Below are 24,549 nucleotides of genomic sequence, written 5' to 3'. Positions count from 1 at the left end.
CCGCTATCTTCAGCCGTAACTGGAGTTGAATTGCATGGCGGAAAAGCCCGCGGGTGCCGTGGCCGAGATTTTCGCCGCCTTCCTCAAACTGGGCCTCACGTCGTTCGGCGGGCCGATCGCGCATCTCGGCTACTTCAGGACCGAATTCGTCGAACGGCGGAAATGGCTGAGCGAGAGCAGCTACGCCGACATCGTTGCGCTCTGTCAGTTCTTGCCAGGTCCCGCTTCCAGCCAGGTCGGCTTCACGCTCGGCATCCTGCGCGGCAACGGCCTGCTTGGCGGATTGGCGGCGTGGTTCGCTTTCACGATGCCGTCCGCGCTCATCATGTTCGCCTTCGCCGTCAGTGCGACAGCCCTCACGGGCCCGTTCGCGGAAGGCCTTCTCCACGGCCTGAAGCTGGTCGCGGTTGCCGTGGTCGCGCAGGCGATCTGGGGCATGGCCAACAGCCTGACGCCGGACCGAGCGCGAGCTGCCATTGCGCTTGCCGCTGTTGCGATCGTGGTTTTCATCGGCGGATCGTTCGGGCAGATCGGCGCCATCGTCCTGGGGGCCGCAGCCGGACTCTGGCTGTGCCGCGGAAATGGGCCCGTGCCTGCGGGCCACCTCGGCTTTTCGGTATCGCGCGGGCACGGCACGGTCGCGCTGGTGCTTTTCGCAATTCTGTTCCTGATCACGCCGCTGGTGACGGCAAGGACTGGCTCGCAGGGCCTTGCGCTGTTCGACGCGTTTTATCGCTCCGGCGCGCTGGTGTTCGGCGGCGGCCATGTCGTGCTGCCGCTGTTACAGGCGGAAGTCGTGACGCCCGGCTGGGTCAGCAATGCGGATTTCCTCGCCGGCTACGGCATGGCGCAAGCCATACCCGGACCGCTGTTCACCTTTGCGGCCTATCTCGGCGCCATTGGACCCGCTCCCAACGGTCTCGCCGGCGCTACGATTGCACTGGTCGCCCTGTCCTTGCCGGGGCTGCTGCTGGTCTATGGCATGCTGCCGTTCTGGGATGCGCTGCGCCTGCGCCCCACCGCGCAGGCCGCCATGCGCGGCACCAATGCCGCCGTCGTCGGCATCCTTGGCGCGGCGCTCTACAATCCGGTCTGGATCAGCGCAGTGCTCACCCCGCGCGACTTCGTTGTGGCGCTCGCCGGCTTCCTGCTGCTGACGGTTTGGAAGCTGCCGCCATGGATTGTCGTCATCCTGCTGGCGGCGACCGGCGCAATTCTGCGGCTGATCTGAGCACACGCGTCATCGCATGCGCAAAGGGCGTCGCGTCGAAAGGTGAAGCTGCACTGCACATGCTGCACTGCCACAATTAACGCTGCGACGCTAAGTCCAAGCTCCCATGCAGTTGAAAGCCGGAGATCGCGCAAAATTGGCTTGTGTGCAGCTTCTGGAATGGCTCTAATAAGATAAGCCTATGATCCAATTCAAAAACCACAAGAACGCTCGTTAAGCGTTCGCAAGGCAAAATAAGGCCGCGTTCCCGTTGCTGACGCGGACAAGGTAGGAATGAAACCGACTGATATCTCGGCGCCAGACTACTTTCACAAAGTGGTCGATTGCCAATGGGCCTGCCCCGCACACACACCGGTTCCCGAATACATCCGTTTGATTGCCGAGGGGCGTTATAGCGACGCCTACATGATCAACTGGAAATCGAATGTGTTTCCCGGAATTCTGGGACGCACCTGCGATCGTCCGTGCGAGCCCGCGTGTCGCCGCGGCCGCGTCGAGGAAACGCCGGTGGCGATCTGCCGCCTGAAGCGCGTTGCCGCCGACTTCAAGGATGACGTCAAGCACCGCATGCCGAAGCCGGTTGCAAAGAACGGCAAGCGCATCGCGCTGGTCGGCGGCGGTCCCGCTTCGCTGGCAGTAGCGCGCGATCTCGCGCCGCTCGGCTATCACTGCACCGTGTTCGATGCCGACCCGAAGGCGGGCGGCATGATGCGGAGCCAGATTCCGAAGTTCCGCCTGCCGGACACGGTCATCGACGAGGAGACCGATTACATCCTCAACCTCGGCGTCGAGTTCAAGGGCGGTCATCGCATCGACAGCCTGAAGAAGCTGCTCGACGAAAATTACGACGCGATCTTCGTAGGCTCCGGCGCCCCGCGCGGCCGCGAACTCGATATCCCCGGCCGCAAGGAAGTCTCCGCCAATATCCACATCGGCATCGAATGGCTCGCGTCGGTCTCGTTCGGCCATGTCGAGAAGATTGGACGCCGCGTGATCGTGCTTGGCGGCGGCAACACCGCGATGGATTGCTGCCGCACCGCGCGCCGCCTCGGCGGCGAAGACGTCAAGGTGATCGTGCGTTCCGGCTTCGAGGAAATGAAGGCGAGCCCCTGGGAAAAGGAAGACGCCCTTCACGAGGACATTCCGATCCTCAATTTCATGGTGCCGGTGGCATTCAAGCATGTCAGCGGCAAGCTGATCGGCGTCACCTTCCAGAAGGTGAAGGCGGAATACGACGCCAACGGCCGCCGCAACCTGGTGCCCTCGGGCGAACCCGATCAGACCATCCCCTGCGACGACGTGCTGGTCGCGGTCGGCCAGGAGAATGCGTTCCCCTGGATCGAGCGCGACTGTGGCATCGATTTCGACAAATGGAACATGCCGCAGGTCGATGCGAAGACCTTTGTCTCGACCAATCCAAAAGTGTTCTTCGGCGGCGACGCCGCGTTCGGTCCGAAGAACATCATCTGGGCGGTGGCGCACGGCCATGACGCCGCGCTGTCGATCCACAAGATGATCTCAGGCGAAGACATCACCGAGCGCCCGCTGCCCGAAGTGCATGTTTCGTCGCAGAAGATGGGCATCCACGAGTGGAGCTACGACAACGATATCTCGGGCGACAAGCGTTACAAGGTGCCGCATCGCGACAAGGTGATCGCGCTGAAGGACATCCGCACCGAGGTCGAGCTCGGCTATGACGTCAAGCTCGCGCTCGGCGAAGCGCAGCGCTGCCTGAATTGCGACGTGCAGACCGTGTTCTCGGCGCCCGCCTGCATCGAGTGCGACGCCTGCGTCGACATCTGCCCGATGGACTGCATCACATTCACGGAGAATGGTGAGGAAGAGGACCTGCGGCAGCGGCTGAAGGCGCCCTCGCCGCACCACGACCAGGCGCTCTATGTCGCCGAAGGGCTCAAGACCGGCCGCGTGATGGTGAAGGACGAGGACGTCTGCCTGCATTGCGGGCTGTGCGCCGAGCGTTGCCCGACCGGCGCCTGGGACATGCAGAAATACCTCATCGATATGACTTACGCGGGATCAACATGCCAGACCAAAGCCCGATCAGCAGCGTAAACGACTTCGTCGTCCGCTTTGCCAACGTCAACGGCTCGGGTTCGGCCAGCGCCAACGAACTGTTCGCGCGCTCGATCCTGCGCCACGGCGTGCCGGTTTCTCCGCGCAACATCTTCCCCTCCAACATCCAGGGCCTTCCGACCTGGTACGAGGTGCGGGTGACGGAAGATGGCCATCTCGGCGCCCGCGGCGGCGTCGACATGATGGTGGCGATGAACCCGCAAACCTGGGACAAGGACGTCGCCTCGATCGAGCCGGGCGGCTATCTGTTCTACGATTCGACCAAGCCGATGCCGACGTCGAAATTCCGCGCCGACATCAACGTGATCGGCGTGCCGCTGACCGCAATCACCAACTCGACCTACACCGATCCGCGCCAGCGCCAGCTGTTCAAGAACATCATCTATCTCGGCGCGCTCTGCGCGCTGCTCGACATGGATCCGAAGCTGGTCGAGCAGCTCATCGGCGAGCAGTACAAGGGCAAGGAAAAGCTCCTGTCCTCGAACGTGCATGCGCTGCATCTCGGCCGCGACTGGGCGCTGCAGAACCTGAAATGCCCGGTCGGTCTGCGGGTGAAGAAGTCCGACAAGGTCGGCGAGCGTATCTTCATCGAAGGCAACAGCGCGGCTGCGCTCGGCGCGGTCTATGGCGGCGCCACCGTCTGCGCCTGGTATCCGATCACGCCGTCGTCGTCGGTGGCGGAGGCCTTCACGAGCCACTGCAAGAAGCTGCGGCACGACCCTGAGACCGGCAAGGCGAAATACGCGATCGTCCAAGGCGAAGATGAGCTCGCATCCATCGGCATCGTGATCGGCGCCTCCTGGAATGGCGCGCGGGCCTTCACCGCAACCTCCGGCCCCGGCATCTCCCTGATGACCGAATTCATCGGCCTGTCGTATTTTGCGGAAATTCCGGCCGTGATCATGAACATCCAGCGCGCCGGCCCCTCGACCGGCATGCCGACGCGCACCCAGCAATGCGATATCATTGCCTGCGCCTATGCTTCGCACGGCGACACCAAGCACGTCCTGTTGTTCCCGGAAGACCCGGCCGAAGCGTTCGAGTTCGCGGCGCAGTCGTTCGATCTCGCCGATCGGCTGCAGACCATGATCTTCCTGATGCTCGACCTCGACATCGGCATGAACCACCGCCTCTGCCGTCCGCTGAAGTGGGATGACGCCCGACAATACGACCGCGGCAAGGTGATGACGGCGGAAATGCTCGACGAGCCCGGCCGCGACTTCGGCCGTTATCTCGACGTCGACGGCGACGGCATCCCCTATCGCACCTATCCCGGCACCCACCCCACCAAAGGCTCGTTCTTCACCCGCGGCACCTCGCGCGACCGTTACGCGCGCTACTCGGAAGAAGGCGCCGTCTACGCCGACAACATGCAGCGGCTGGTGCGCAAGTTCGAGACCGCGCAGGACATGGTACCGCGGCCGTTGCAGGCCAACGCTGCCAAGCCGACCAAATACGGCGTGATCTATTTTGGCTCGACCGCGCCGGCGATGGACGAGGCGATCGGCCTGTTGGAGGCGCGCGGGCATCAGCTCGACCGCATGCGCATCCGCGCCTTCCCGTTCCACTCCAGCGTGGCGAGCTTCATCGCCGACCATGATTTCGTTTACGTGGTGGAGCAGAACCGCGACGCGCAGTTGCGCCAGTTGATCGTCAACGAGAACGGTATCGATCCGGTCCGGCTGGTGCCGATCCTGCACTATGACGGCACGCCGATCACCGCGCGCTTCATCGCCAACGCCATCGGCGACCACCAGGACCATCTGAAAGTGACCCCTCTCCGTAAGGCCGTGTCATGACCTACATTGCAAAGCCCAAGTTTCATCATCCCGGCCTGCCCAAGAACGATCTCGGCTATACGCACCGCGACTACGAGGGGAAGATCTCGACCCTGTGCGCCGGCTGCGGCCACGACTCGATCACCGCTTCCATCATCGAGGCCTGCTATGAACTCTCGATCGAGCCGCACCGCGTAGCAAAAATCTCCGGCATCGGCTGCTCGTCGAAGACGCCGGACTATTTCCTCGGCAATTCGCACGGCTTCAACTCGGTGCACGGCCGTATGCCGTCGGTGCTGACCGGCGCCAACCTCGCCAATCGCGACCTGATCTATCTCGGCGTCTCCGGCGACGGCGACAGTGCCTCGATCGGCTTCGGCCAGTTCGCGCATTCGATCCGGCGCGGCGTCAACATGACCTACATCGTCGAGAACAACGGCGTGTACGGGCTGACCAAGGGGCAATTCTCGGCCACCGCCGACCGCGGCTCGAAGTCCAAGAAGGGCGTGATGAACACCGACAACGCCATCGACCTGGTGGCGATCGCCCTGCAACTCGGCGCAAGCTTCGTGGCGCGCAGCTTCTCCGGCGACAAGAACCAGTTGGTGCCGCTGATTGCGGCTGCGATCCGGCACAAGGGCGCATCCTTCATCGACGTCATCAGCCCCTGCATCGCCTTCAACAACCACGCCGGCTCGACCAAGAGCTTTGACTATGTCCGTGAGCACAACGACGCGGTGAACCGGCTGGACGTGCTCACCGGCCGCGACCCGATCACGGTCGATTACGCGCCGGGCACGGTTCAGGTGGTCGAGCAGCATGACGGCACCAGGCTGGCGCTCCGCAAGATCGACGCCGACTATGATGCGAATGACCGGCTGGCGGCGATGACCTTCCTGCAGAAGCACGCCGCCAAGGGCCAGGTGGTCACCGGGCTGCTTTATGTCGATCCGGATTCGGAAGACCTGCACACCCATCTCGACACCGTCGAGACGCCGCTCAATACGCTGGAAGCCAAGGATCTGTGCCCCGGCACATCAGCGCTGGAAAAGATCAACGCCAGCCTGCGGTAGCCATAGCGTTTTCGAGCGAAAGCCTGCCCTGGACTTGATCCGGGTGGACACCGGTTCGCGTCAAGAAAACGCGTCAAAACAAAAATCTAGCGCCCGGGTAGCTACGCTGCCGCGGCGATGTTCCGCGGGTTTGCGATATACTCCTTCAACACCTTGTTGGAGGTGTCGACCTCGACGAGCGAAACGTCGTAGCTCCAGAGATCGGCAAGGTGCTGCAGCACGCGCTTGGTGTCGGCTTCGGTGAGCTGGGCACCCTTCACCACGGTGTGCCGCAGCATCAGGCGGCGATCGCCGGCAAGGTCGACATCGACGACTTCGATGTTCGCGTCGATGAATCCGACATCGTACTGCCGCGCCAGTTCGCGCCGCAGCCGGCGGTAGCCGCGCTCGTTGTGGATGGCGTCGACCAGGATGCCGGCACGCTCCTCCGGATCGTCATGCAGATGGAACAGGCGGAAGTGCCGCATTAGCCGCGGGCTCATGAACTGGCTGATGAAGCTCTCATCGCGATAATTGGCCCAGATGTCGCGCAGCACGCCCATGGCATCGCCGGTCCCGGCGATATCCGGGAACCACTCACGATCCTCGGCTTCGGGATTGGTGACGATGCGCTCGATGTCCTGCATCATCGCAAATCCAAGCGCATATGGATTGAAGCCGGAATAGCGCGGGTCGTCGAACTCGGGCTGGAACACGACGTTGGTGTGCGACTGCAGGAATTCGAGGAAATTGCCGTCCGTCAGCCGTCCCTGCTGGTGCAGCCGGCTCATGATGCGATAGTGAACGTAGGTCGCCGTACCCTCGTTCATCACCTTGGTCTGGCTCTGCGGATAGAAATACTGCGCGATATGCCGCACGATCCGCAGCAATTCACGTTGCCAGGGGCGCAGGCGCGGCGCCGTCTTCTCCAGAAAATACAGCAGGTTTTCCTGCGGCAGACCGAGCATCTGGCGGCGGTGCTCGACGTCCAGTATCGCGCTGGTCTTCGCCGGGCCGGTCGGAACCGTGCGCCACAAGTCGTTGAATGCGGCCTCCTCGTGGGCACGGCGCCTGCCCGCCCGCTTTTCCTCGGCGCGAAGATCGAGACTCTTCTTGCCGGGATAGCGATCGATGCCGTGCGACATCAAGGCATGCGCGGCATCGAGCGTGTGCTCGACCGCCAGCCGGCCGTGGCGTTCCTCGCAATGCGCCACATAGCGCTTCGCGAATTCGAGATAATCGAGAATGCCGTCAGCGTCGGTCCATTGCTTGAACAGATAGTTGTTCTTGAAGAAATGGTTATGGCCGAAAGCGGCATGCGCGATGACGAGCGTCTGCATCGTCGCGGTATTTTCTTCCATCAGGTAGGAAATGCACGGCGACGAGTTGATGACGATCTCGTAGGCCAGCCCCATCAGCCCCTTGCGATAGGATGCCTCCTGAAAGGCAAAATGCTTGCCGAACGACCAATGCTTGTAGAACAGCGGCATGCCGACGGACGAATAGGCGTCCAGCATCTGCTCGGCGGTAATGACCTCGATCTGGTTGGGATAGACATCGAGCCCCAATTCGTCCCGCGCAACCTGCTCGCAGGCGTCGCAGATCCGCTGCAGCGTCCGGAAGTCCCAGTCCGCCCCCTCAAACAGCAATTGGTCGGTCGCGGTCATGACCCGGTCCTTTCCTGCTGGCTACGGCGCTGGAAGAGATCGTGGAATACCGGGAATATCTCGCTGCGCTCGTTGACCTTGCGCATCGACAGCGGCGCGCCGCTCGCGCGCAGGCCCTCGTAAAGGGTCCAGAGCGACGAATTGGGCATTTCGTAGCTAAGGCCGTTTTCCTGGCCGACTTCCAGATAGGCGAAAAACTGGCTGACCGGCAGGATCTTGTCGGTCAGGAGCCGGCCTGCGACCTCGCCGTCCGCGTAGGAATTGTCGCCGTCGGACGCCTGCGCGGCATAGATGTTCCAGTCCGCCGGCTTGAACCGCGACCGCACGATGTCATGCATCGCCTGCAACGCGCTCGACACCAGCGTGCCGCCGGAAGCCGGTCCGTGAAAGAACGTCTGCTCGTCGACCTCTTCGGCCCGGTCGGTATGCCGGATGAAAACGATCTCGACGTGACGGTAGCGCCGCTTCAGGAACACGTAGAGCAGCATGTAGAAGCGCTTGGCGAGGTCCTTCATGTGCTCGGTCATCGAACCCGAGACGTCCATCAGGCAGAACATGACGGCCTGCGCCACCGGCTTCGGCACCGTCTCGAAACGCCGGTAGCGGATGTCGATCGGATCGATGAACGGGATGCGGCGTATCTTGGCCTTCAGGGCCTCGATCTCGGCCATGAGCTCGGTGCGGCGCGCCTCGTCGCTGCAATCCGCAAGCTCCGCCTCGAGGGCCTCCAGCACCTCAGGCCTCGGCCGCCGCAGCGCCACGCGCCGTGCCAAGGCGCGACTGACCGTACGGCTCACCGAAATATTGGCCGGCGAGCCGGATGTTGTGTAACCCGCCCGGCGAATGCCCTCACTTTCGACATTGGCCAGCTTTCGCTTGGCCAGATCGGGCAATTCCAGATCGTCCAGGAACAGGTCGACGAACTCGTCGCGGCTGAGCACGAAGCGAAACGCATCTTCGCTGTCGCCCTCGCCCGCGCCCCTGCCCTTGCCGCCGCTCTGGTTCGGCCGCGGAAGCATGTCGCCTTCGATGAACTTCTTGTTTCCGGGCAGCACCATGTCGCGCGTGCCGCCCTCGCGGCGAAAGCGCGGCTCTTCCATGCCGTCGATCGGGACGCTGACCACGCCGCCTTCCAGGACATCCTTGATGTCCCGGTCCTGCGACGATCTCTTCACGGCGCCCTGAACCAGCGCCTTGGCCCGGCGCAGAAAGCGCTGCCGATTCTCCAGACTCTTGCTACCCGGATTCAGGCGCCGGTCGACAATGTGAATGGCCACGTTTCATCCGCCTCAGCCAGCCTGTTTTACGCGCATGTACCACTCGACCAGCCGGCGAACTTGCCGCTCGGTATAGCCACGCTCGACCATGCGCGCGACAAACTCGCCATGCTTCTTTTCGGTCTCTCCGTCCTTCTTCGAGCCGAAGGAAATGACGGGCAGCAGATCCTCGACCTGGGAGAATATCCGCTTTTCGATCACTTCCCGAATCTTTTCGTAGCTGGTCCACGTCGGATTCTTGCCGCCGTGCTGGGCACGCGACCGCAGCGAGAACTTGACGACCTCGTTACGGAAATCCTTGGGATTGGCGATGCCGGCCGGCTTCTCGATCTTGGTCAGCTCCTGATTGAGCAGTTCACGATCGAGCAGTTGTCCGGTGTCGGGATCCTTGAAATCCTGATCCTCGATCCAGGCATCGGCATAGTCGACATAGCGATCGAACAGGTTCTGGCCGTAATCCGAATAGGATTCGAGATAGGCCTTCTGGATCTCGTGCCCGATGAATTCGGCATAGCGCGGCGCCAGTTCGGCCTTGATGAACTCGAGATAACGCTTCTCGACTTCGTCGGGAAGCTGCTCGCGCCGGATCGCCTGCTCCAGCGTATACATCAGATGGACCGCGTCGGCACCGATCTCACTGGTGTCGTGATTGAAAGTCGCGGCGAGAACCTTGAAGGCGAAGCGTGTCGAAACGCCGTCCATGCCTTCATCGACACCGGCAGCATCCCTGTATTCCTGAACGCTGCGCGCCTTTGGATCGGACTCCTTCAGGCTATCACCGTCGTAGATCCGCATCTTGGCGAAGACAGTCGAGTTCTCGTGCTTGCGCAACCGCGACATCACCGAGAAGCGTGCCATCGTTTCCAGCGTGGCCGGCGCGCACGGCGCGGTGGCCAGTTCGGAGCCCTGGATCAGCTTCTCGTAGATCTTCTGCTCTTCGGTGACGCGCAGGCTATACGGCACCTTGATGACGCAGATACGGTCGATGAAGGCCTCATTGTTCTTGTTGGTCTTGAAGCTTTGCCATTCGGCCTCGTTGGAGTGGGCGAGAATGACGCCGGTGAACGGGATCGCGCCGATGTTTTCGGTCCCGATATAGTTGCCCTCCTGCGTCGCCGTCAGCAGCGGATGCAGCATCTTGATCGGCGCCTTGAACATTTCGACGAATTCGAGAATGCCCTGGTTGGCGCGATTGAGGCCGCCCGAATAGCTGTAAGCATCAGGATCGTTCTGGGCGAAGGTCTCCAGCTTGCGGATGTCGACCTTGCCGACCAGTGACGAGATGTCCTGGTTGTTTTCGTCGCCGGGCTCGGTCTTTGCAATCGCGATCTGACGCAGCCGCGACGGCTGGATCTTGGCGACGCGGAATTGCGAGATGTCGCCACCGAAGGATTCGAGGCGCTTGTAGCACCACGGGCTCATCAGTCCGCTGAGGCGACGGCGCGGAATGCCGTACTTCTCCTCCAGCATCGGCCCCAGCGAATCCGGATCGAACAGGCTGAGCGGGCTTTCGAACACCGGGCTGAGTTCGTCGCCGGCCTTCAGCACGTAAATGGGGTGGACTTCCATCAACGACTTGAGGCGCTCGGCAAGCGAGGACTTTCCGCCACCGACCGGCCCGAGCAGATAGAGTATCTGCTTGCGCTCTTCGAGGCCCTGCGCCGCGTGGCGGAAGAAGCCTACGATGCGCTCGATCGTGTCTTCCATTCCGTAGAAGCCGGCGAAGGCTGGATAGAGCCGCATCGTGCGATTCAAAAAGATACGGCCAAGGCGAGGATCCTTGGCCGTGTCAATCATCTGAGGTTCACCGATCGCAGCTAGCAATCGTTCGGTAGCGTTGGCATATCGCATCGGATCGCTTCGACACGACTCCAGATATTCCGCCATCGACATGTCGGTCTGGCTTCTTGCTTCGAAGGACCGGGCGAAAGCATTGAACAGAGAATCGTTGTACATGATCCGTCTCTCCATGGTCACCTGTAAATGCCGGACGCTCCACTCGGGTTCCAGTGTCGGAACGTCACAGCTTCGTTCGCGAATCACCATCAGCACATGGGTTGATTGGACACGCGAGCGACTTCACAATGCAATGCAATAGTCATGCTAAGGGCCTCCTCCTCGTAAAGATACGGTGCCATTTCGCTCGCGTTGTAGCCGTGCTGCAACATTTTCACCGGGTTAGTACTGAGCATCATGTAAGGGGTTTTTTAAGGAATCTAAGCGGTCGTGCGGCTCGAATCGGCGCTGGCCAGGCGATCCCGGCAGCGAAGCTGGAAAATCCAGGCTTCTGAACGGCACGCACGTGCAATAACGGCGCCTTTTGTGACCTTCGGACGGCCGGCTAGTCGCAAAAAAAGGCCAAGATGAACACGCGTTCATTTCGCGGACTGAGCGTTGAACGCACCCGGCGCCAACTGCAACTAAAGTAATATGCCGCGCGTTTAATCCGAGTCTGCCACGAAATGCGTCTGGATCGTCGCCGCTGCTGCCTCCGTCGTCGGAGTCCATGCCTGTCAGGCCCAGGAGGGCTTCGACAAAGCCAGTAACGATTTGGTCGCCGGCGCCGACGACAAGATTTTCCGCGTTGATCGCACCGATCTGCACGAGCGCTCCGGGTTGGTGACGGGTCGCAAGGAGCTTGCGGCACTCCGGCACAAGTGAGCCATACTACATAGGTTGGTATGCCTCACTACTTAGGTCTGTGACCTAAACCACTTTGGTCGGAGAGATTACATGCATCGACGCAATATCCTGCGGGCGCGATTTCGGCGTTCGGCGCAGCCTCTGCCGCCTCCTGCGCCAGCGCGGCAACCGAGGCAGCAGCTTCGACAAAATTGAAAGTGGTTTATCACCTCAACGACCTCGACAAGGTGAGCTTCGCGCTAGGCAACATCCAGAACTATCTCGACGGTGTCAGCGGTCCTGACAGTATCACGATCGCGCTGTTAGTTCATGGCCAGGCGTTGCGGGCGTTTCATTCGGCGTCCGCGAACCCCGATCTTTCGAAGCGTCGGTCAATTCTCCAAAGCCGGTCTCGAACTCGCCTTCTGCGGCAACACCATGAAGTCGCAGAATATCACGCTGAAGGATTTGCTGCCGGGCTTTATTGTCGCCGAACGGGGCGGTGTGGTGCGGCTCGCCGAGCTGCAATAGCAGGGCTATGTTTACCTGCGGCCCTGAGGTCTTACGCTTTCAGATCTTGCCGATTGACGCGAACATTTCACGTCGATCGCTCATTTGGGTGATTTGGTCGCCGTAGTTTCGCCCGCTCTACCCGGCTGAATACTTCGCGTGTTCGGATTCAGTCGCGATGGCGCCTGCGCGCCCGCTCCCACGCCGACATGCGGGCTGTGTCCCCCTGCAACCGCCGGCGGAATGTTTTGCGCATGACCCCTCAAATGGACGCCGATGCCGGCCGCTTCCGTCGTGGCCGGGCCAAGCGCGATCAGGCCACACAAGAGCGCGAGGCTGGCAGGGGACGAAAAACAACTGATCATGACGGCCTCCTTCACGACTTCGTGCTTGTGGCCGTTGGTGTCACAATCCAGGAATCCGGTTCGACCGATCCGGTCGTATCGAGGCCGGCAAGACCAGCCATTTTCGGGATCGAACCAGTGTCAATGGCGTTATCGTCCCGGACCGCCCCATTCCATCCGGCGGCACACCCAACCAAATGTTGACTTTCCGGCCCTGCCCCCGAAAGCTGCCGGAAACCCAAAAAACCGACCGAACAGAACAGGCACCATGAATCCCGTCAAAGCACTCGAAAACCATGGCCAGGCAATCTGGCTGGACTTCCTCGCCCGCGGCTTCGTCGCCAAGGGCGACCTCAAGGCGCTGATCGACACCGACGGCGTCAAGGGCGTGACGTCGAACCCCTCGATCTTCGAAAAGGCGATCGGCAGCTCGGACGAGTATGACGGCGCGATCGGTCACGCCTTGAAGGCGGGCGACCGCCCCGTCGCCGACCTGTTCGAGGCGCTCGCCATCGAGGACATCCAGAACGCCGCCGATGTGCTGCGCCCGGTTTACGACCACTTGAACGGCACCGACGGTTTCGTCAGCCTCGAGGTCTCGCCCTATCTGGCAATGGATACCAAGGGAACCATTGCGGAAGCCGAACGGCTCTGGAAGGACGTCAAGCGGCAGAATTTGATGGTGAAGGTGCCGGCCACGCCGGAAGGGCTGCCGGCGATCGAACATCTGATCGGCGAAGGCATCAGCATCAACATCACGCTGCTGTTCTCGCAAGACGTCTATCGCGAGGTAGCGGAGGCCTATATCGCGGGCCTTGAAAAATACGTCGCCAACGGCGGCGATCCCGCGCCTGTCGCCAGCGTCGCGTCTTTCTTCGTCAGCCGTATCGATACCGCGGTCGACAAGCAGCTCGACGACAAGATCGCAAAAGCCAATGACCCCAGCGAGAAGGAGCGGCTGAGCGCGCTCAAAGGCAAGGTCGCGATCGCCAACGCCAAGCTTGCCTATCAGGATTACAAGCGGCTGTTCGCAGGCCCCCGCTGGGAGAAGCTTGCCGCCAAGGGCGCAAAGCCGCAGCGTTTGCTGTGGGCATCCACCGGCACCAAGAACAAGGACTACAGCGATGTGCTGTATGTCGAGGAATTGATCGGCGCCAACACCGTCAACACCGTGCCGCCGGCAACGCTCGACGCATTCCGCGACCATGGCAAGCCCCGCGACAGTCTCGAGGAGAATATCGAGGACGCACGGCGCGTGCTGGAAGAGCTCGAACAGTCAGGCATTTCGCTCGACGCCATCACAGAAGAACTGGTCAGGGACGGCGTCAAGCTGTTTGCGGATGCTGCCGACAAGCTCTATGGCGCGGTCGCGCAGAAGCGCGCGGCTTCGCTCAGTGGCGGCATCGACCGGCAGCAGCTTGCGCTCGGTGATGGCATCAGGAAGGCCGTGGAGAAAAGCACCGAGGACTGGCGTGCGTCCGCTACAATCCGCCGTCTCTGGCAGAAGGACAAATCGGTCTGGACCGATGACGACGAGAACAAATGGCTGGGCTGGCTGAACAGCCCTGCGGCCGCCGACGTCGCCGATTACGAGGATTTTGCCCGTCGCGTGAAGGGGCAGAATTTCAGCGATGCCGTCGTGCTCGGCATGGGCGGATCGAGCCTCGGGCCGGAAGTGCTTGCGGAAACTTTCGCCAGGAAATCCGGTTTCCCGAAGCTGCATGTGCTCGATTCCACCGACCCCGCGCAGGTGCGCGCGATGGAGGATACGGTCGATCTCGCCCACACGCTGTTCATTGTCTCCAGCAAATCGGGCGGCACCACCGAGCCGAACGTGATGAAGGATTACTTCTTCGATCGCGTTTCCAGGACCATCGGCAAGGACAAGGCCGGGCATCGCTTCATCGCCGTCACCGATCCCGGCTCGTCGCTGGAGAAGGTTGCGATCAAGCAGGGCTTTGCCCGCATCTTCCACGGCGATCCCACGATCGGTGGACGCTATTCGGTGTTGTCGCCGTTCGGGCTGGTGCCGGCGGCGGCCGCCGGTATCGACGTTCGCAGCCTGATCACCCATGCGCTCGCGATGGTGCGCTCCTGCGGCGCCGACGTGCCGCCGCATGAAAATCCCGGCGTGCAGCTCGGGCTGGCGATGGGAATCGCGGGTCTCGAAGGCCGCGACAAGATGACGATTACCTCGTCGGAGAAGGTCGCCGATTTCGGCGCCTGGGCTGAACAACTGATTGCCGAATCCACCGGCAAGGACGGCAAGGGCCTGATCCCGATCGACGGCGAGCCGCTCGGCGACCTCTCGCTTTACGGCAACGATCGCTTCTTCATCGATATCCGCACCGAAGGCGAAGACGACGCCTCGCATGATGACCGGCTCAAGGCGCTGGAGGCGGCCGGACATCCCGTGGCTCGCATCGTCATGAAGTCGATCGACCATATCGGCCAGGAATTTTTCCGGTTCGAGATGGCGACCGCCGTGGCGGGCGCGATCCTCGGCATCAATCCGTTCAACCAGCCCGACGTGGAGGCGGCCAAGATCAAGACCCGCGAACTGACGGCTGCGTTCGAGAAGACCGGCGCGTTGCCTGCGGAGCAGCCTGTCATTTCGACCGATGAGGCCGATCTCTATACCGACGCGCATAACGCGACCGAGCTGCGCAAGGCCGGCGCCAACGGCACGCTCGGCTCCTGGATCAAGGCGCATCTTTCGCGCTCAGACAGCGGCGACTATGTCGCCCTGCTCGCCTATATCGCGCGAGACCCCGGCACGATCGGCTCGCTGCAGAAGATGCGGCTCGCGGTGCGCGACACGCGTCACGTTGCGACCTGCGCCGAATTCGGCCCGCGCTTCCTGCACTCCACCGGGCAAGCCTACAAAGGTGGCCCCGACAGCGGCGTGTTCCTGCAGATCACGGCTGACGACGCCGAGGATTTGCCGGTGCCGGGCCAGAAGGCGAGCTTCGGCATCATCAAGGCGGCGCAGGCGCGCGGCGATTTCGACGTGCTCACCGAACGTGGAAGGCGTGCGCTACGCGTCCATCTCAAGGGCGACCTCGGATCTGGATTGTCTGCACTCGATGCCGCGATTGCGGAAGCGCTCAGCTAGGGAAGTCAGGATATGCAACTCGGCATGATCGGCCTCGGCCGGATGGGCGGCAATATCGTCCGCCGGCTGATGAAGAACGGCCACACCGCTGTGGTCTATGACAAGGATGCGAAGGCGGTCGCCAGCCTCGCCGGCGAAGGCGCAACCGGCGCCGGCACGCTGGAAGATTTCGTGGCGAAACTCGAAAAGCCGCGCACCGCCTGGGTGATGCTGCCGGCAGGCAAGATCACCGAGGCGACCATCGAGGCATTGGCAAAGCTGATGCAGCCAGGCGACGTCATCATCGATGGCGGCAACACGTTCTGGCAGGACGACGTTCGCCGCGGCGCGGCGCTCAAGACAAAGGGCCTGCATTATCTCGATGTCGGCACCAGCGGCGGTGTCTGGGGCATCGAGCGCGGCTATTGCATGATGATCGGCGGCGACAAGGCGGTGGTGGACCGGCTCGATCCGATCTTCAAGACGCTGGCGCCGGGCATTGGCGACATCCCGCGCACGCCGGGGCGCGAGGGTCGCGATCCGCGCATCGAGCAGGGCTACATCCACGCCGGCCCGTCCGGCGCCGGACACTTCGTCAAGATGATCCATAACGGCATCGAATACGGCCTGATGCAGGCCTATGCCGAGGGCTTTGACATTCTGAAGAACGCCAATATTGAAGCGCTGCCGCCGGAGCATCGCTTCGACATGAACATCGCCGATATCGCCGAGGTGTGGCGGCGCGGCAGCGTAATCCCGTCCTGGCTGCTCGATCTCACCGCGTCCGCGCTCGCGGAAAACCAGACGCTCGATAGTTACTCCGGCTTTGTGGAAGATTCCGGCGAAGGCCGCTGGACCGTGAATGCCGCGATTGACGAGGCCGTGCCGGCGGAAGTGCTGACGGCGGCGCTCTATGCGCGCTTCCGCTCCCGCAAGGATCACACTTTTGCGGAAAAGATCCTGTCTGCGATGCGGGCAGGTTTTGGCGGCCACAAGGAGCCGCCGAAGAAACCTGATACGAAGGCCTGAGCAGTCATGGCGGTCGGTCAGATAGCGCAGAAGAAACCCGATCCCTGCTCCTTCGTCATATTCGGCGTGACTGGCGACCTCGCGCATCGGCTGGTCGTGCCTGCCCTCTATAACCTCGCCGCCAGCGATCTGTTGCCGGACAGGTTCTGCCTGGTCGGCGTCGCCCGCAAGGGCACGACGAGCGACAAACTGCGCGACAGCCTGATGAAAGGATTGCGCCAGTTCGCGACCCGGCCGGTGGACGATGCAATCGCCCAGCGCCTCCTGGCATGCGTGACCTGCGTCGAGGCCGATCCGAGGGAGCCTGAATCGTTCGACGCCATGAGCAAACAGCTCGACGAACTCGAAGCCACGCGAGACACCGGCGGCAACCGCCTGTTCTATCTGGCGACGCCGCCCAACGCGTTCCTGCCGATCAGCCGTGAACTCGGCCGCACCGGCATGCTGGCGGAGAATGGCGCATGGCGGCGGCTGGTGGTGGAAAAGCCGTTCGGCACCGACCTCGCTTCGGCAAAAGCGCTCAACAGCGAATTGCTCAAACTGGTTGAAGAGCACCAGATCTATCGGATCGATCATTACCTCGGCAAGGAGACGGTGCAGAACATCCTGGTATTGCGCTTCGCCAATGGCATGTTCGAGCCGATCTGGAACCGTAACCATATCGACCACATCCAGATCACCGTCGATGAAAAACTCGGCGTCGGGCATCGCGGCAGCTTTTACGACGCGACCGGCGCGTTGCGCGACATGGTGCCGAACCATCTGTTCCAGTTGCTGTCGCTGGTCACCATGGAGCCACCGGTGAAATTCGACGCCCATTCGGTGCGTTCCGAAAAGGCCGAAGTGCTTTCTGCGATCCAGACCCAGAGCGAACAAGAGGCGCTGCAAAATTCCGTGCGCGGCCAATATCGCGGCGGCAAGATTGGCGATGCCGAAATCGACGACTATCGCAAGACCCCCGACGTCGCGCCCGGCAGCACCACCGAGACCTATGCCGCGCTGAAGCTGACCATCGACAACTGGCGCTGGGCCGGCGTGCCCTTTTACTTGCGCACTGGTAAGGCGCTCGGCGTCAAGCGCACCGAAATCGCCATCAAGTTCAAGCAGGCGCCGTTCGCTATGTTCCGCGACACGCCGGTGGACCGGTTGTCGCAGAACTACCTCATCATCTCGACCGAGCCGACCGAAGGCATCGCGCTGCAGTTCAACACCAAAGTGCCGGGGCCGAACATCAACATCGATGGCGTCGAGATGAAGTTCCGTTACAAGGATTACTTCAAGGCCGAACCTTCCACTGGCTACGAAACGCTGATCTATGACTGCATGATCGGCGACAACATCCTGTTTCAACGCGCCGACAGCGTCGAGGCCGGCTGGCGGGCGGTGCAGCCATTCCTCGATGCCTGGAAGAAGGCAGGCGGCAAGGGGTTGAAGGTTTACGAACCAGGCAGCGAAGGACCGGAGGAAGCCAACGATTTGCTTGAACGCGACGGCCGAAGCTGGCGAAAGCTCGGGTGAACAATGGCCGCGAACGACAACCGCCACGTGATCACGGTCGCCGATCGGGCGGCAATGGCGGCGACCGCCGCCGAACATTTGCTGGCCATAACAGCCGCCAACAGCGGCCGCGTGGCGATCTGCCTGACCGGCGGATCGAGCCCCAAGCAGCTCTATCAATTGCTTGCGACCGACGCGTATCGAAGCCGGATCCCGTGGCAGCGCGTGCACTGGTTCATCGGCGACGAACGCTTCGTGCCGGCTGATGACCCGCTCAACAACATGGGCATGGCGCGCTCGCTCTTTCTGGACCGGTTTGCTCCGGCGGCCAACATCCATCCAATTCCGACCGCGACCGCCGACCCTGCCGATCCCGACCGGGGCGCCGCGCTTTACGAACAGGAACTGCAGTCGTTTTATGGCGCAGACACACTCGATGAAGCCCGCCCCCTGTTCGATCTCGTGCTGATGGGTATCGGTCCCGATGGCCATACCGCATCGCTGTTTCCGGACGATCCCGCGCTTGGCGAAACTTCGCGCTGGGTCGTCGGCGTACCCAAAGCGAATGTCGAGCCGTTCGTCCCGCGGGTTACCCTCACGCTGCCGGCGCTTACCTCCTGCCACGAAATGCTGTTCGAGATTTCTGGCCGCGACAAGCGCGCGATCTTGACGCGCCTCTTCGCAGGCGAGAACCTGCCCGCCAACCGCGCGCGATCCACCGGCGAGACGGTCTGGCTGGTGGACCGGGCCGCGATTCCGGAGAATTTTGGTGGGCAGTAAGACTCCTTGTGCGCTGGTGGTGATGGGCGTTTCCGGCTCTGGCAAGAGCACCATCGCCGATCATCTCGCGGGACGATTAGGCTGGCGCTACGAGGATGGTGACAGGTTTCACCCGGCAAGCAATGTCGCGAAGATGAGCGCCGGCCATCCGCTGACGGACGAGGACCGATGGCCGTGGCTGCAGGCGATTGCCGACGAGATCGACCGCCTTTCGGCCGCCGGCGAGCGCGCTGTCATCGCCTGCTCGGCGCTGAAGCGCGCCTATCGCGACGTTCTCGTGCACGGCCGCGACGATGTCCGCATCGTCTTTCTCGACGGAACGCAGGATCTGATCGCCGCCCGGCTTGCCGCCCGGCAGGGGCACTTCATGCCGCCGGGCCTGCTCGCCAGCCAGTTCAAGACACTGGAGCGGCCGGGAACCAACGAGCGGCCGATCATTGTATCGATCGATGCGCCGGTCGAGCGAATCGTGGATGACATCGTCACTCAATTGAACCTGGTTCCCCTATGACCCGTATTGCGCTTGTTGTTTCCGACGTCGACGGCACCCTGTTGACGAAGGACAAAGTTTTGACCGATGCCGCAAAGGCAGCCGTGTGCAAGCTGCATGCGGCCGGCATCGGCTTCACCATCGTGTCCAGCCGGCCGACCATCGGCATGGGCTTTCTGATCGAGCCGCTTGCGATCACGCTTCCCGTCGGTGCCTTCAACGGCAGTTCGATCGTCGACGCCGGGCTCAAGCCGATCGAGCAGCATCTGATCCCGCCTGCCGTCGCGCAGCGCAGCCTCGACGTGCTCAATGCGTTCGGCGTCGATATCTGGCTGTTCAGCAACGAGCGCTGGTACACGCGCAATCCCGACGGCGAATACGTTCCGCACGAAAAGCGCGCGATCAAGGCCGATCCGACCATCATCCCGGATTTCACGCCGCATCTGGGAGAAGCCTGCAAGATCGTCGGCGCCAGCTCGGACGCGGCGCTGCTGCAGCGTTGCGAGGCGGCGATGCGGGAAGCCGTCGGCCGGGAAGCCACCGCGGTCCGCTCGCAGACCTATTATCTCGACGTCACGCCGCCCGGTCACGACAAAGGCACCTTCGTGGACACGATGACCAGGCGGCTCGGCATTCCGGCCGCGGCGGTGGCAACCATCGGCGACATGGAGAACGATCTTCCGATGTTTGCCAGGAGCGGTGTTTCGTTTGCGATGGGCAATGCGGCCGACGGCATCAAGCAGCACGCGACGCATGTGACCGACAGCAACGAGCGCGACGGATTTGCCGCTGCAATCGAGACGGTGCTGCAGCTCGGATAGGCGCAGTCCGTAGGGTGGGCAAAGGCGCGTAAGCGCCGTGCCCACCATCACGAGCGAGCGTGAAATGGTGGGCACGTCGCTGTCGCTCCTTTGCCCACCCTACGAATTCGCTACGGATTCGCTCTGTCTTATCAAGCGTGCCTGAAGGATAAATCGAGGAATTCTCAAAGTCTTTGCGCGGCGAATCCGAGCACGATCGGCAAGCGCGAGCCGGTGTCCGACCGCCGTATCCTCCCATGAAGGCAGGTTCACCCCAGCCCGGGCCTGCCGCGGCGAAGACGGATGCCGGCTCGCGCGACTTGGTTGGCCGGCCGGGACTCGTAGCCCGTCATTGCGAGCGCAGCGAAGCAATCCATCTTTTCGCGCACGAGGCGACAATGGATTGCCTCGCTTCGCTCGCAATGACGTGGAGAGAGCTATTTCGATCGCTGCATCGCCGGCTTCTCGGTCGACTGCTTGGCCGCGCAAAGATTATGCGCGGTGTTGATCAGCGCGATGTGCGTCAGCGCTTGCGGGAAGTTGCCGGTCTGGCGGCAGGCAGCCGTATCGTATTCTTCGGCCAAGAGGCCGAGATCGTTGACGATCGCGACCACGCGGGTAAACAGCTCCTGCGCCTTGCCAAACTCGCCCGCCAGCACATAGGCATCCGCCAGCCATAGCGTGCAGGCCAAGAACGCGCCTTCGGCCGGCTGCTGCTCCACTTCGCGGGGATCGTGCCGCAGCACAAAACCGTCGCGCATCAGATGCCGTTCGACCGCGACCAACGTGCCGCGCACGCGCGGGTCTTCCGGCGGCAGGAATCCCACCGACGGCAGCAACAGGATGCTGGCATCGAGCATCTTCGAGCCGTAGGACTCGACGAACGAGTTCAGTTCGGGATCAAATCCTCTTGCGCAGACGTCGAGATGAATAGCGTCGCGCAGCGCGCGCCACTTCTCGAGCGGCGCCTTGAAGCCGAACGTCTCGGCGCTCTTGATGCCGCGGTCAAACGCGACCCAGGTCATCACCTTCGACGAGACATAGTGCTTGCCATCGCCGCGGCGCTCCCAGATGCCGTGATCGGGCTTGTCCCATTGCCCGGCGAGGTGCTGCAGCACGGCGCATTCCATCGCCCAGCTCGTTTCATCCATTTCGAGTTTTGCCACGCGCCACTGGTGAAAGGCGTCGATCAGTTCGCCGTAAACGTCGAGCTGCAGCTGTGCGTGCGCGGCGTTGCCGACCCGCACCGGCTTTGCGCCTTCGTAGCCGGGCAGCCATGTCGCTTCCCATTCCAGCAGGCGCCGCTGACCCATGATGCCGTACATGATCTGCATGTTGGCGGGAGAACCCGCCGCCGCCCGCAACAACCAGCGGTGCCAGGCAGCGGCTTCCTCCTTGTAGCCGGAGTTCATCAGCGCCAGCAGCGTGAAGGTGGCGTCGCGCAGCCAGCAGAAGCGATAATCCCAATTTCTGGCGCCACCGAGCTTTTCCGGCAGCGAGGTCGTTGGCGCGGCGACGATGCCGCCGGTCGGGGCGTAAGTCTGCGCCTTCAGCGTGATCAAAGAGCGCATCACGAGGTCGCGGTACTCGCCCTCATAAGTGCAGCGACTGCACCATTCGGTCCAGAACGCTTCGGTGTCCTGCAACGCATAGGCAGGATCGATTGGCTTGGGCACGGGCAGGTGCGAGGGGCCGTAGGTGAGCACGAAGGGAACGGTGTCGCCCTCGCCGACCTCGAAATCGGCGACCGTCGTCAGGTCCTCGCCACGGGTCTCGACCGGCGTCCGCAACACCGTCATGTCCTGCCCGCAGATCGCGAGCAGCGCGGAACCGTCCTCGCTTTTCTTGACCCAGGGAATATCGGTGCCGAAGCCGAAGCGGATCACCAGTTGCATGTGCATCTTGACCCGGCCGCGAACGCCGCGCACCAGCCGCACCACGTCGGAGGCGTTGCCGCGCGGCGGCATGAAATCGATCAGGTCGACCGCGCCGTCAGCCGTCTCGAACCGGGTCTGAAGGATCAGGGTGTCATCCCAATAGCGGCGCGAGGTGCCGGTAACTTCCCCCACCGGCGCGATCAGCCAGCGGCCATGCTTCTCGGTGCCGAGAAGGGCTGCAAAGCAGGCGTCGGAATCGAAGGCCGGCCAGCACAGCCAGTCGATCGATCCGTTCCGGCCGACCAGCGCCGCGGTTTCGCAATCGCCAATCAGCCCATAGTCTTCGATACGGCACGGCAAAGTGTTTCACCGCCTGATCAAATCGCGGCGCGCGACCGCTCATGGGTTGCCGCCTTGAGCGCGGCGACGTCGACCGTGGCTGTCATTTCCTCGATCGGCACCGGAAGCCGCCGCCGCCAGTTCGGATGCTCATTGACGGTGCCGGGAATATTGGGCTGGTCCACCACCCCGAGCAGATCCTCCAGCGAGACCGCGAGCAGCCGCGACCTGGTGCGCGCCAGAAAATTCGCCACCGAATAGAGATCGTTGCGGTCGATGGTGTGCTGGCGCAGCACGTCGTCCAGCATCGCCAGCGCATGCCAGCGCGCATCGTCGGTTTCGCCCGGATCGATGCCGAGCGCGCGCTTCAGCTTGAGATCGCCGAACGAACGCCAGCCGGCATAGGTCGAGAGATCGTGGGTGTTGAAGGTGACGAGCGCATTGGTCAAATAGTGGTCGATATGGCGGAACGAGCCGGCGTCGTCGCGCTCGAACATCATCACGAGATACGACCAGATGCCCCAGTCGGCGATCTGATCGCGAAAGCCTTCCGGCACGGTGCCGAGATCTTCGCCGATCACGACACAGCGGTTCGCAACGCTTTCCTGCGCGGTCACCGCCAGCAGCGCCTCGAACGGCATCTGGACGTAGACGCCGTCGCGTGCGCTGAAGCCTTGCGGCACCAGATAGAGCCGCTTCAGCCCGAGCACATGGTCGAGACGGATGGCGCCGGCGTGGCGCATCGCGGCGCGCAGCATGTCGCGGTACGGCGCAAAGGACTCGAGTTCGAGGCCAACGGCATTGAAGCCGGCGAGGCCCCAGGTCTGGCCGGCAGTGTTGAGCGGATCGGGCGGCGCGCCGACGCCGAGATGGCGGGATATCGCCACCTGCTCGTTCCAGGCATCGAACCCGTCGGCCTGCACGCCGACCGCGACGTCGAGATAGAGCCCGACCTTCATGCCGAGCTGCTTCGCCAGATCGGCCGCGGCCCCCAACTGCCGGTCGGCGGTCCATTGCACGAATTCGACGAACTCGATCTCGTTGGCGTCCTCGCCCTGGCGCAGGGCAGCGCATCTGGCATCGTCCGGTTGCCGCCACGCTTCCGGCCATTCCCACCACGGCTTGCCGAATTTGTGCCGCAGCACCTCGAAGCAGGCAAAGTGCGACAGCAGGGAGCCGCGCTCGGCGCGGAATTTGTCAAAATCCTGCTGGCGGCCCGGCTTGGCGTTGGCCTTGAAAGCGGCAAAGGCCCTGCGGAGCGCCCGCCACTTCAGACCGGCGACGCCGACATAATCGACGACATCGCCTGCCCGCAACGGCGCCAGCGCCTCGCTGGTTTCGGAATCGGGCTGAAATTCGGGAAGCTTCTCGACGTCGATATAGAGCGCGTTGAGAAACAGTCGGCTGTTCGGCGAATAGGGGCTGCAATCGCCCGGGCGGTCGTCGAACAGGGCATGCAGCGGATTGAGGCCGATGCCGTCGGCGCCGAGATGATCGGCGAGTTCGATCAGGCTGGCGAGATCGGTGAAGTCGCCCATGCCCCAGTTGCGCGCGGAGCGGACGCCGTAAAGCTGGACCGCGAGCAGCCAGCAACGGTCGAACTCGCCGCCAAACGCCCGTTCCGGCGCCGAAATCAGCGGCACGTCCTCGGCGGTCGTGGCGTCGCTCACCTGAAGCCGGTAGACGCCGGGCGGCAGGTCCTTGGGCCAGTCGATGGCGTGATCCGAGCTCTCGCCCTTGGCGATAAGCCCTGAGTCCGCAACGATTTTCCACTCCACCGGAAGCCTGGCCGTGGCCGGGAGTTCGGTTCGCGACGGCCGGCCGGAGCGGACCACGACGGGGTGGCCGATCAGCGGTCCCGGGGCCTGCGGCGGCAAGGCATCCAGGATGATTTTGAGCGCGGCGGCGTCTGTCACACGGCGGTGACCCTGGCCGTCCAGGAACTCGGTCTGGATTCCCTGGGCTTTGGCTTGAGCAAAAAGGTCCATTCGGCACGTACTTTGCACGCAAACATCAAACGGATGTCGCGAAATTGTCTAATTACGGGAAGGAGATAGACGGTGTCTAA

15 protein-coding genes and 1 pseudogene are annotated in these 24,549 nt (G+C 62.6%); 11 read left to right on the top strand and 5 right to left on the bottom strand.

What is annotated here, in order from left to right:
- Positions 1–34: 34 nt before the first annotated feature.
- The 4 genes from chrA (at position 35) to KIP88_RS32360 (ending at position 6,176) form a co-directional block, all read left to right on the top strand.
- Positions 35–1,231 carry a chromate efflux transporter gene (gene chrA, locus KIP88_RS32375; protein WP_214492213.1) on the top strand — a complete coding sequence of 399 codons (1,197 nt, stop codon included), beginning with the start codon at positions 35–37 and terminating at the stop codon, positions 1,229–1,231.
- A gap of 273 nt (positions 1,232–1,504) precedes the next feature.
- Positions 1,505–3,304: an FAD-dependent oxidoreductase gene (locus KIP88_RS32370; protein WP_214492212.1), complete on the top strand. Its 1,800-nt coding sequence runs from the start codon at positions 1,505–1,507 to the stop codon at positions 3,302–3,304.
- Positions 3,274–5,124, top strand: a complete 1,851-nt coding sequence (locus KIP88_RS32365; RefSeq protein WP_214492211.1) for a 2-oxoacid:acceptor oxidoreductase subunit alpha — start codon at positions 3,274–3,276, stop codon at positions 5,122–5,124. The genes KIP88_RS32370 and KIP88_RS32365 overlap by 31 nt, the downstream gene beginning before the upstream one ends.
- Positions 5,121–6,176 (top strand): 2-oxoacid:ferredoxin oxidoreductase subunit beta, encoded by a 1,056-nt coding sequence (locus tag KIP88_RS32360; RefSeq protein WP_214492210.1) that lies wholly within the window; start codon positions 5,121–5,123, stop codon positions 6,174–6,176. The genes KIP88_RS32365 and KIP88_RS32360 overlap by 4 nt, the downstream gene beginning before the upstream one ends.
- 101 nt (positions 6,177–6,277) lie before the next feature.
- On the opposite strand, the gene KIP88_RS32355 is transcribed toward KIP88_RS32360, so the two are convergent.
- The 3 genes from KIP88_RS32355 to KIP88_RS32345 are packed head-to-tail and all read right to left on the bottom strand — an operon-like array spanning position 6,278 to position 11,055.
- Entirely contained in the window at positions 6,278–7,822 is a 1,545-nt protein-coding gene (locus tag KIP88_RS32355) for a SpoVR family protein (RefSeq protein ID WP_214492209.1), read from the bottom strand.
- Positions 7,819–9,099 (bottom strand): YeaH/YhbH family protein, encoded by a 1,281-nt coding sequence (locus tag KIP88_RS32350; RefSeq protein WP_214492208.1) that lies wholly within the window; start codon positions 9,097–9,099, stop codon positions 7,819–7,821. Before KIP88_RS32350 ends, KIP88_RS32355 begins: the two co-directional genes overlap by 4 nt.
- Positions 9,100–9,111: 12 nt before the next feature.
- Entirely contained in the window at positions 9,112–11,055 is a 1,944-nt protein-coding gene (locus KIP88_RS32345; protein WP_214492207.1) for a PrkA family serine protein kinase, read from the bottom strand.
- Between the two features lie 777 nt (positions 11,056–11,832).
- On the opposite strand from KIP88_RS32345, the pseudogene KIP88_RS32340 reads away from it, so the two are divergent.
- From KIP88_RS32340 to KIP88_RS32310, 7 genes and pseudogenes are all read left to right on the top strand, one after another.
- A pseudogene (locus KIP88_RS32340) lies at positions 11,833–12,252 on the top strand (hypothetical protein).
- A 591-nt stretch (positions 12,253–12,843) separates the two neighbouring features.
- Positions 12,844–15,690, top strand: a complete 2,847-nt coding sequence (locus KIP88_RS32335) for a bifunctional transaldolase/phosoglucose isomerase (RefSeq protein WP_214492206.1) — start codon at positions 12,844–12,846, stop codon at positions 15,688–15,690.
- 12 nt (positions 15,691–15,702) lie between these two features.
- On the top strand, positions 15,703–16,698 hold the full coding sequence (gene gnd / locus KIP88_RS32330; protein ID WP_214492205.1) for a phosphogluconate dehydrogenase (NAD(+)-dependent, decarboxylating): 996 nt from the start codon (positions 15,703–15,705) through the stop codon (positions 16,696–16,698).
- Positions 16,699–16,704: 6 nt separating this feature from the next.
- Positions 16,705–18,216: a glucose-6-phosphate dehydrogenase gene (gene zwf / locus KIP88_RS32325; protein ID WP_214492204.1), complete on the top strand. Its 1,512-nt coding sequence runs from the start codon at positions 16,705–16,707 to the stop codon at positions 18,214–18,216.
- 3 nt (positions 18,217–18,219) lie between these two features.
- The gene (pgl, locus tag KIP88_RS32320) at positions 18,220–18,975 is read left to right on the top strand and encodes a 6-phosphogluconolactonase (protein ID WP_214492203.1); all 756 of its coding nucleotides are present in this window, start codon (positions 18,220–18,222) and stop codon (positions 18,973–18,975) included.
- A 22-nt stretch (positions 18,976–18,997) separates the two neighbouring features.
- Positions 18,998–19,486, top strand: a complete 489-nt coding sequence (locus tag KIP88_RS32315) for a gluconokinase (RefSeq protein ID WP_214492287.1) — start codon at positions 18,998–19,000, stop codon at positions 19,484–19,486.
- Entirely contained in the window at positions 19,483–20,286 is an 804-nt protein-coding gene (locus KIP88_RS32310) for a Cof-type HAD-IIB family hydrolase (RefSeq protein ID WP_214492202.1), read from the top strand. The genes KIP88_RS32315 and KIP88_RS32310 overlap by 4 nt, the downstream gene beginning before the upstream one ends.
- 416 nt (positions 20,287–20,702) lie before the next feature.
- Here KIP88_RS32310 and KIP88_RS32305 read toward each other — a convergent pair whose 3' ends face one another.
- Positions 20,703–22,502: a glycoside hydrolase family 15 protein gene (locus KIP88_RS32305; RefSeq protein ID WP_214492201.1), complete on the bottom strand. Its 1,800-nt coding sequence runs from the start codon at positions 22,500–22,502 to the stop codon at positions 20,703–20,705.
- A 17-nt stretch (positions 22,503–22,519) separates the two neighbouring features.
- Entirely contained in the window at positions 22,520–24,469 is a 1,950-nt protein-coding gene (gene malQ / locus KIP88_RS32300; RefSeq protein ID WP_214492200.1) for a 4-alpha-glucanotransferase, read from the bottom strand.
- Positions 24,470–24,549 lie beyond the last annotated feature (80 nt).

The organism is Bradyrhizobium sp. SRL28, assembly GCF_018596315.1.
GTDB lineage: Bacteria > Pseudomonadota > Alphaproteobacteria > Rhizobiales > Xanthobacteraceae > Bradyrhizobium.
This window is presented reverse-complemented; position numbering and strand designations above follow the sequence as displayed.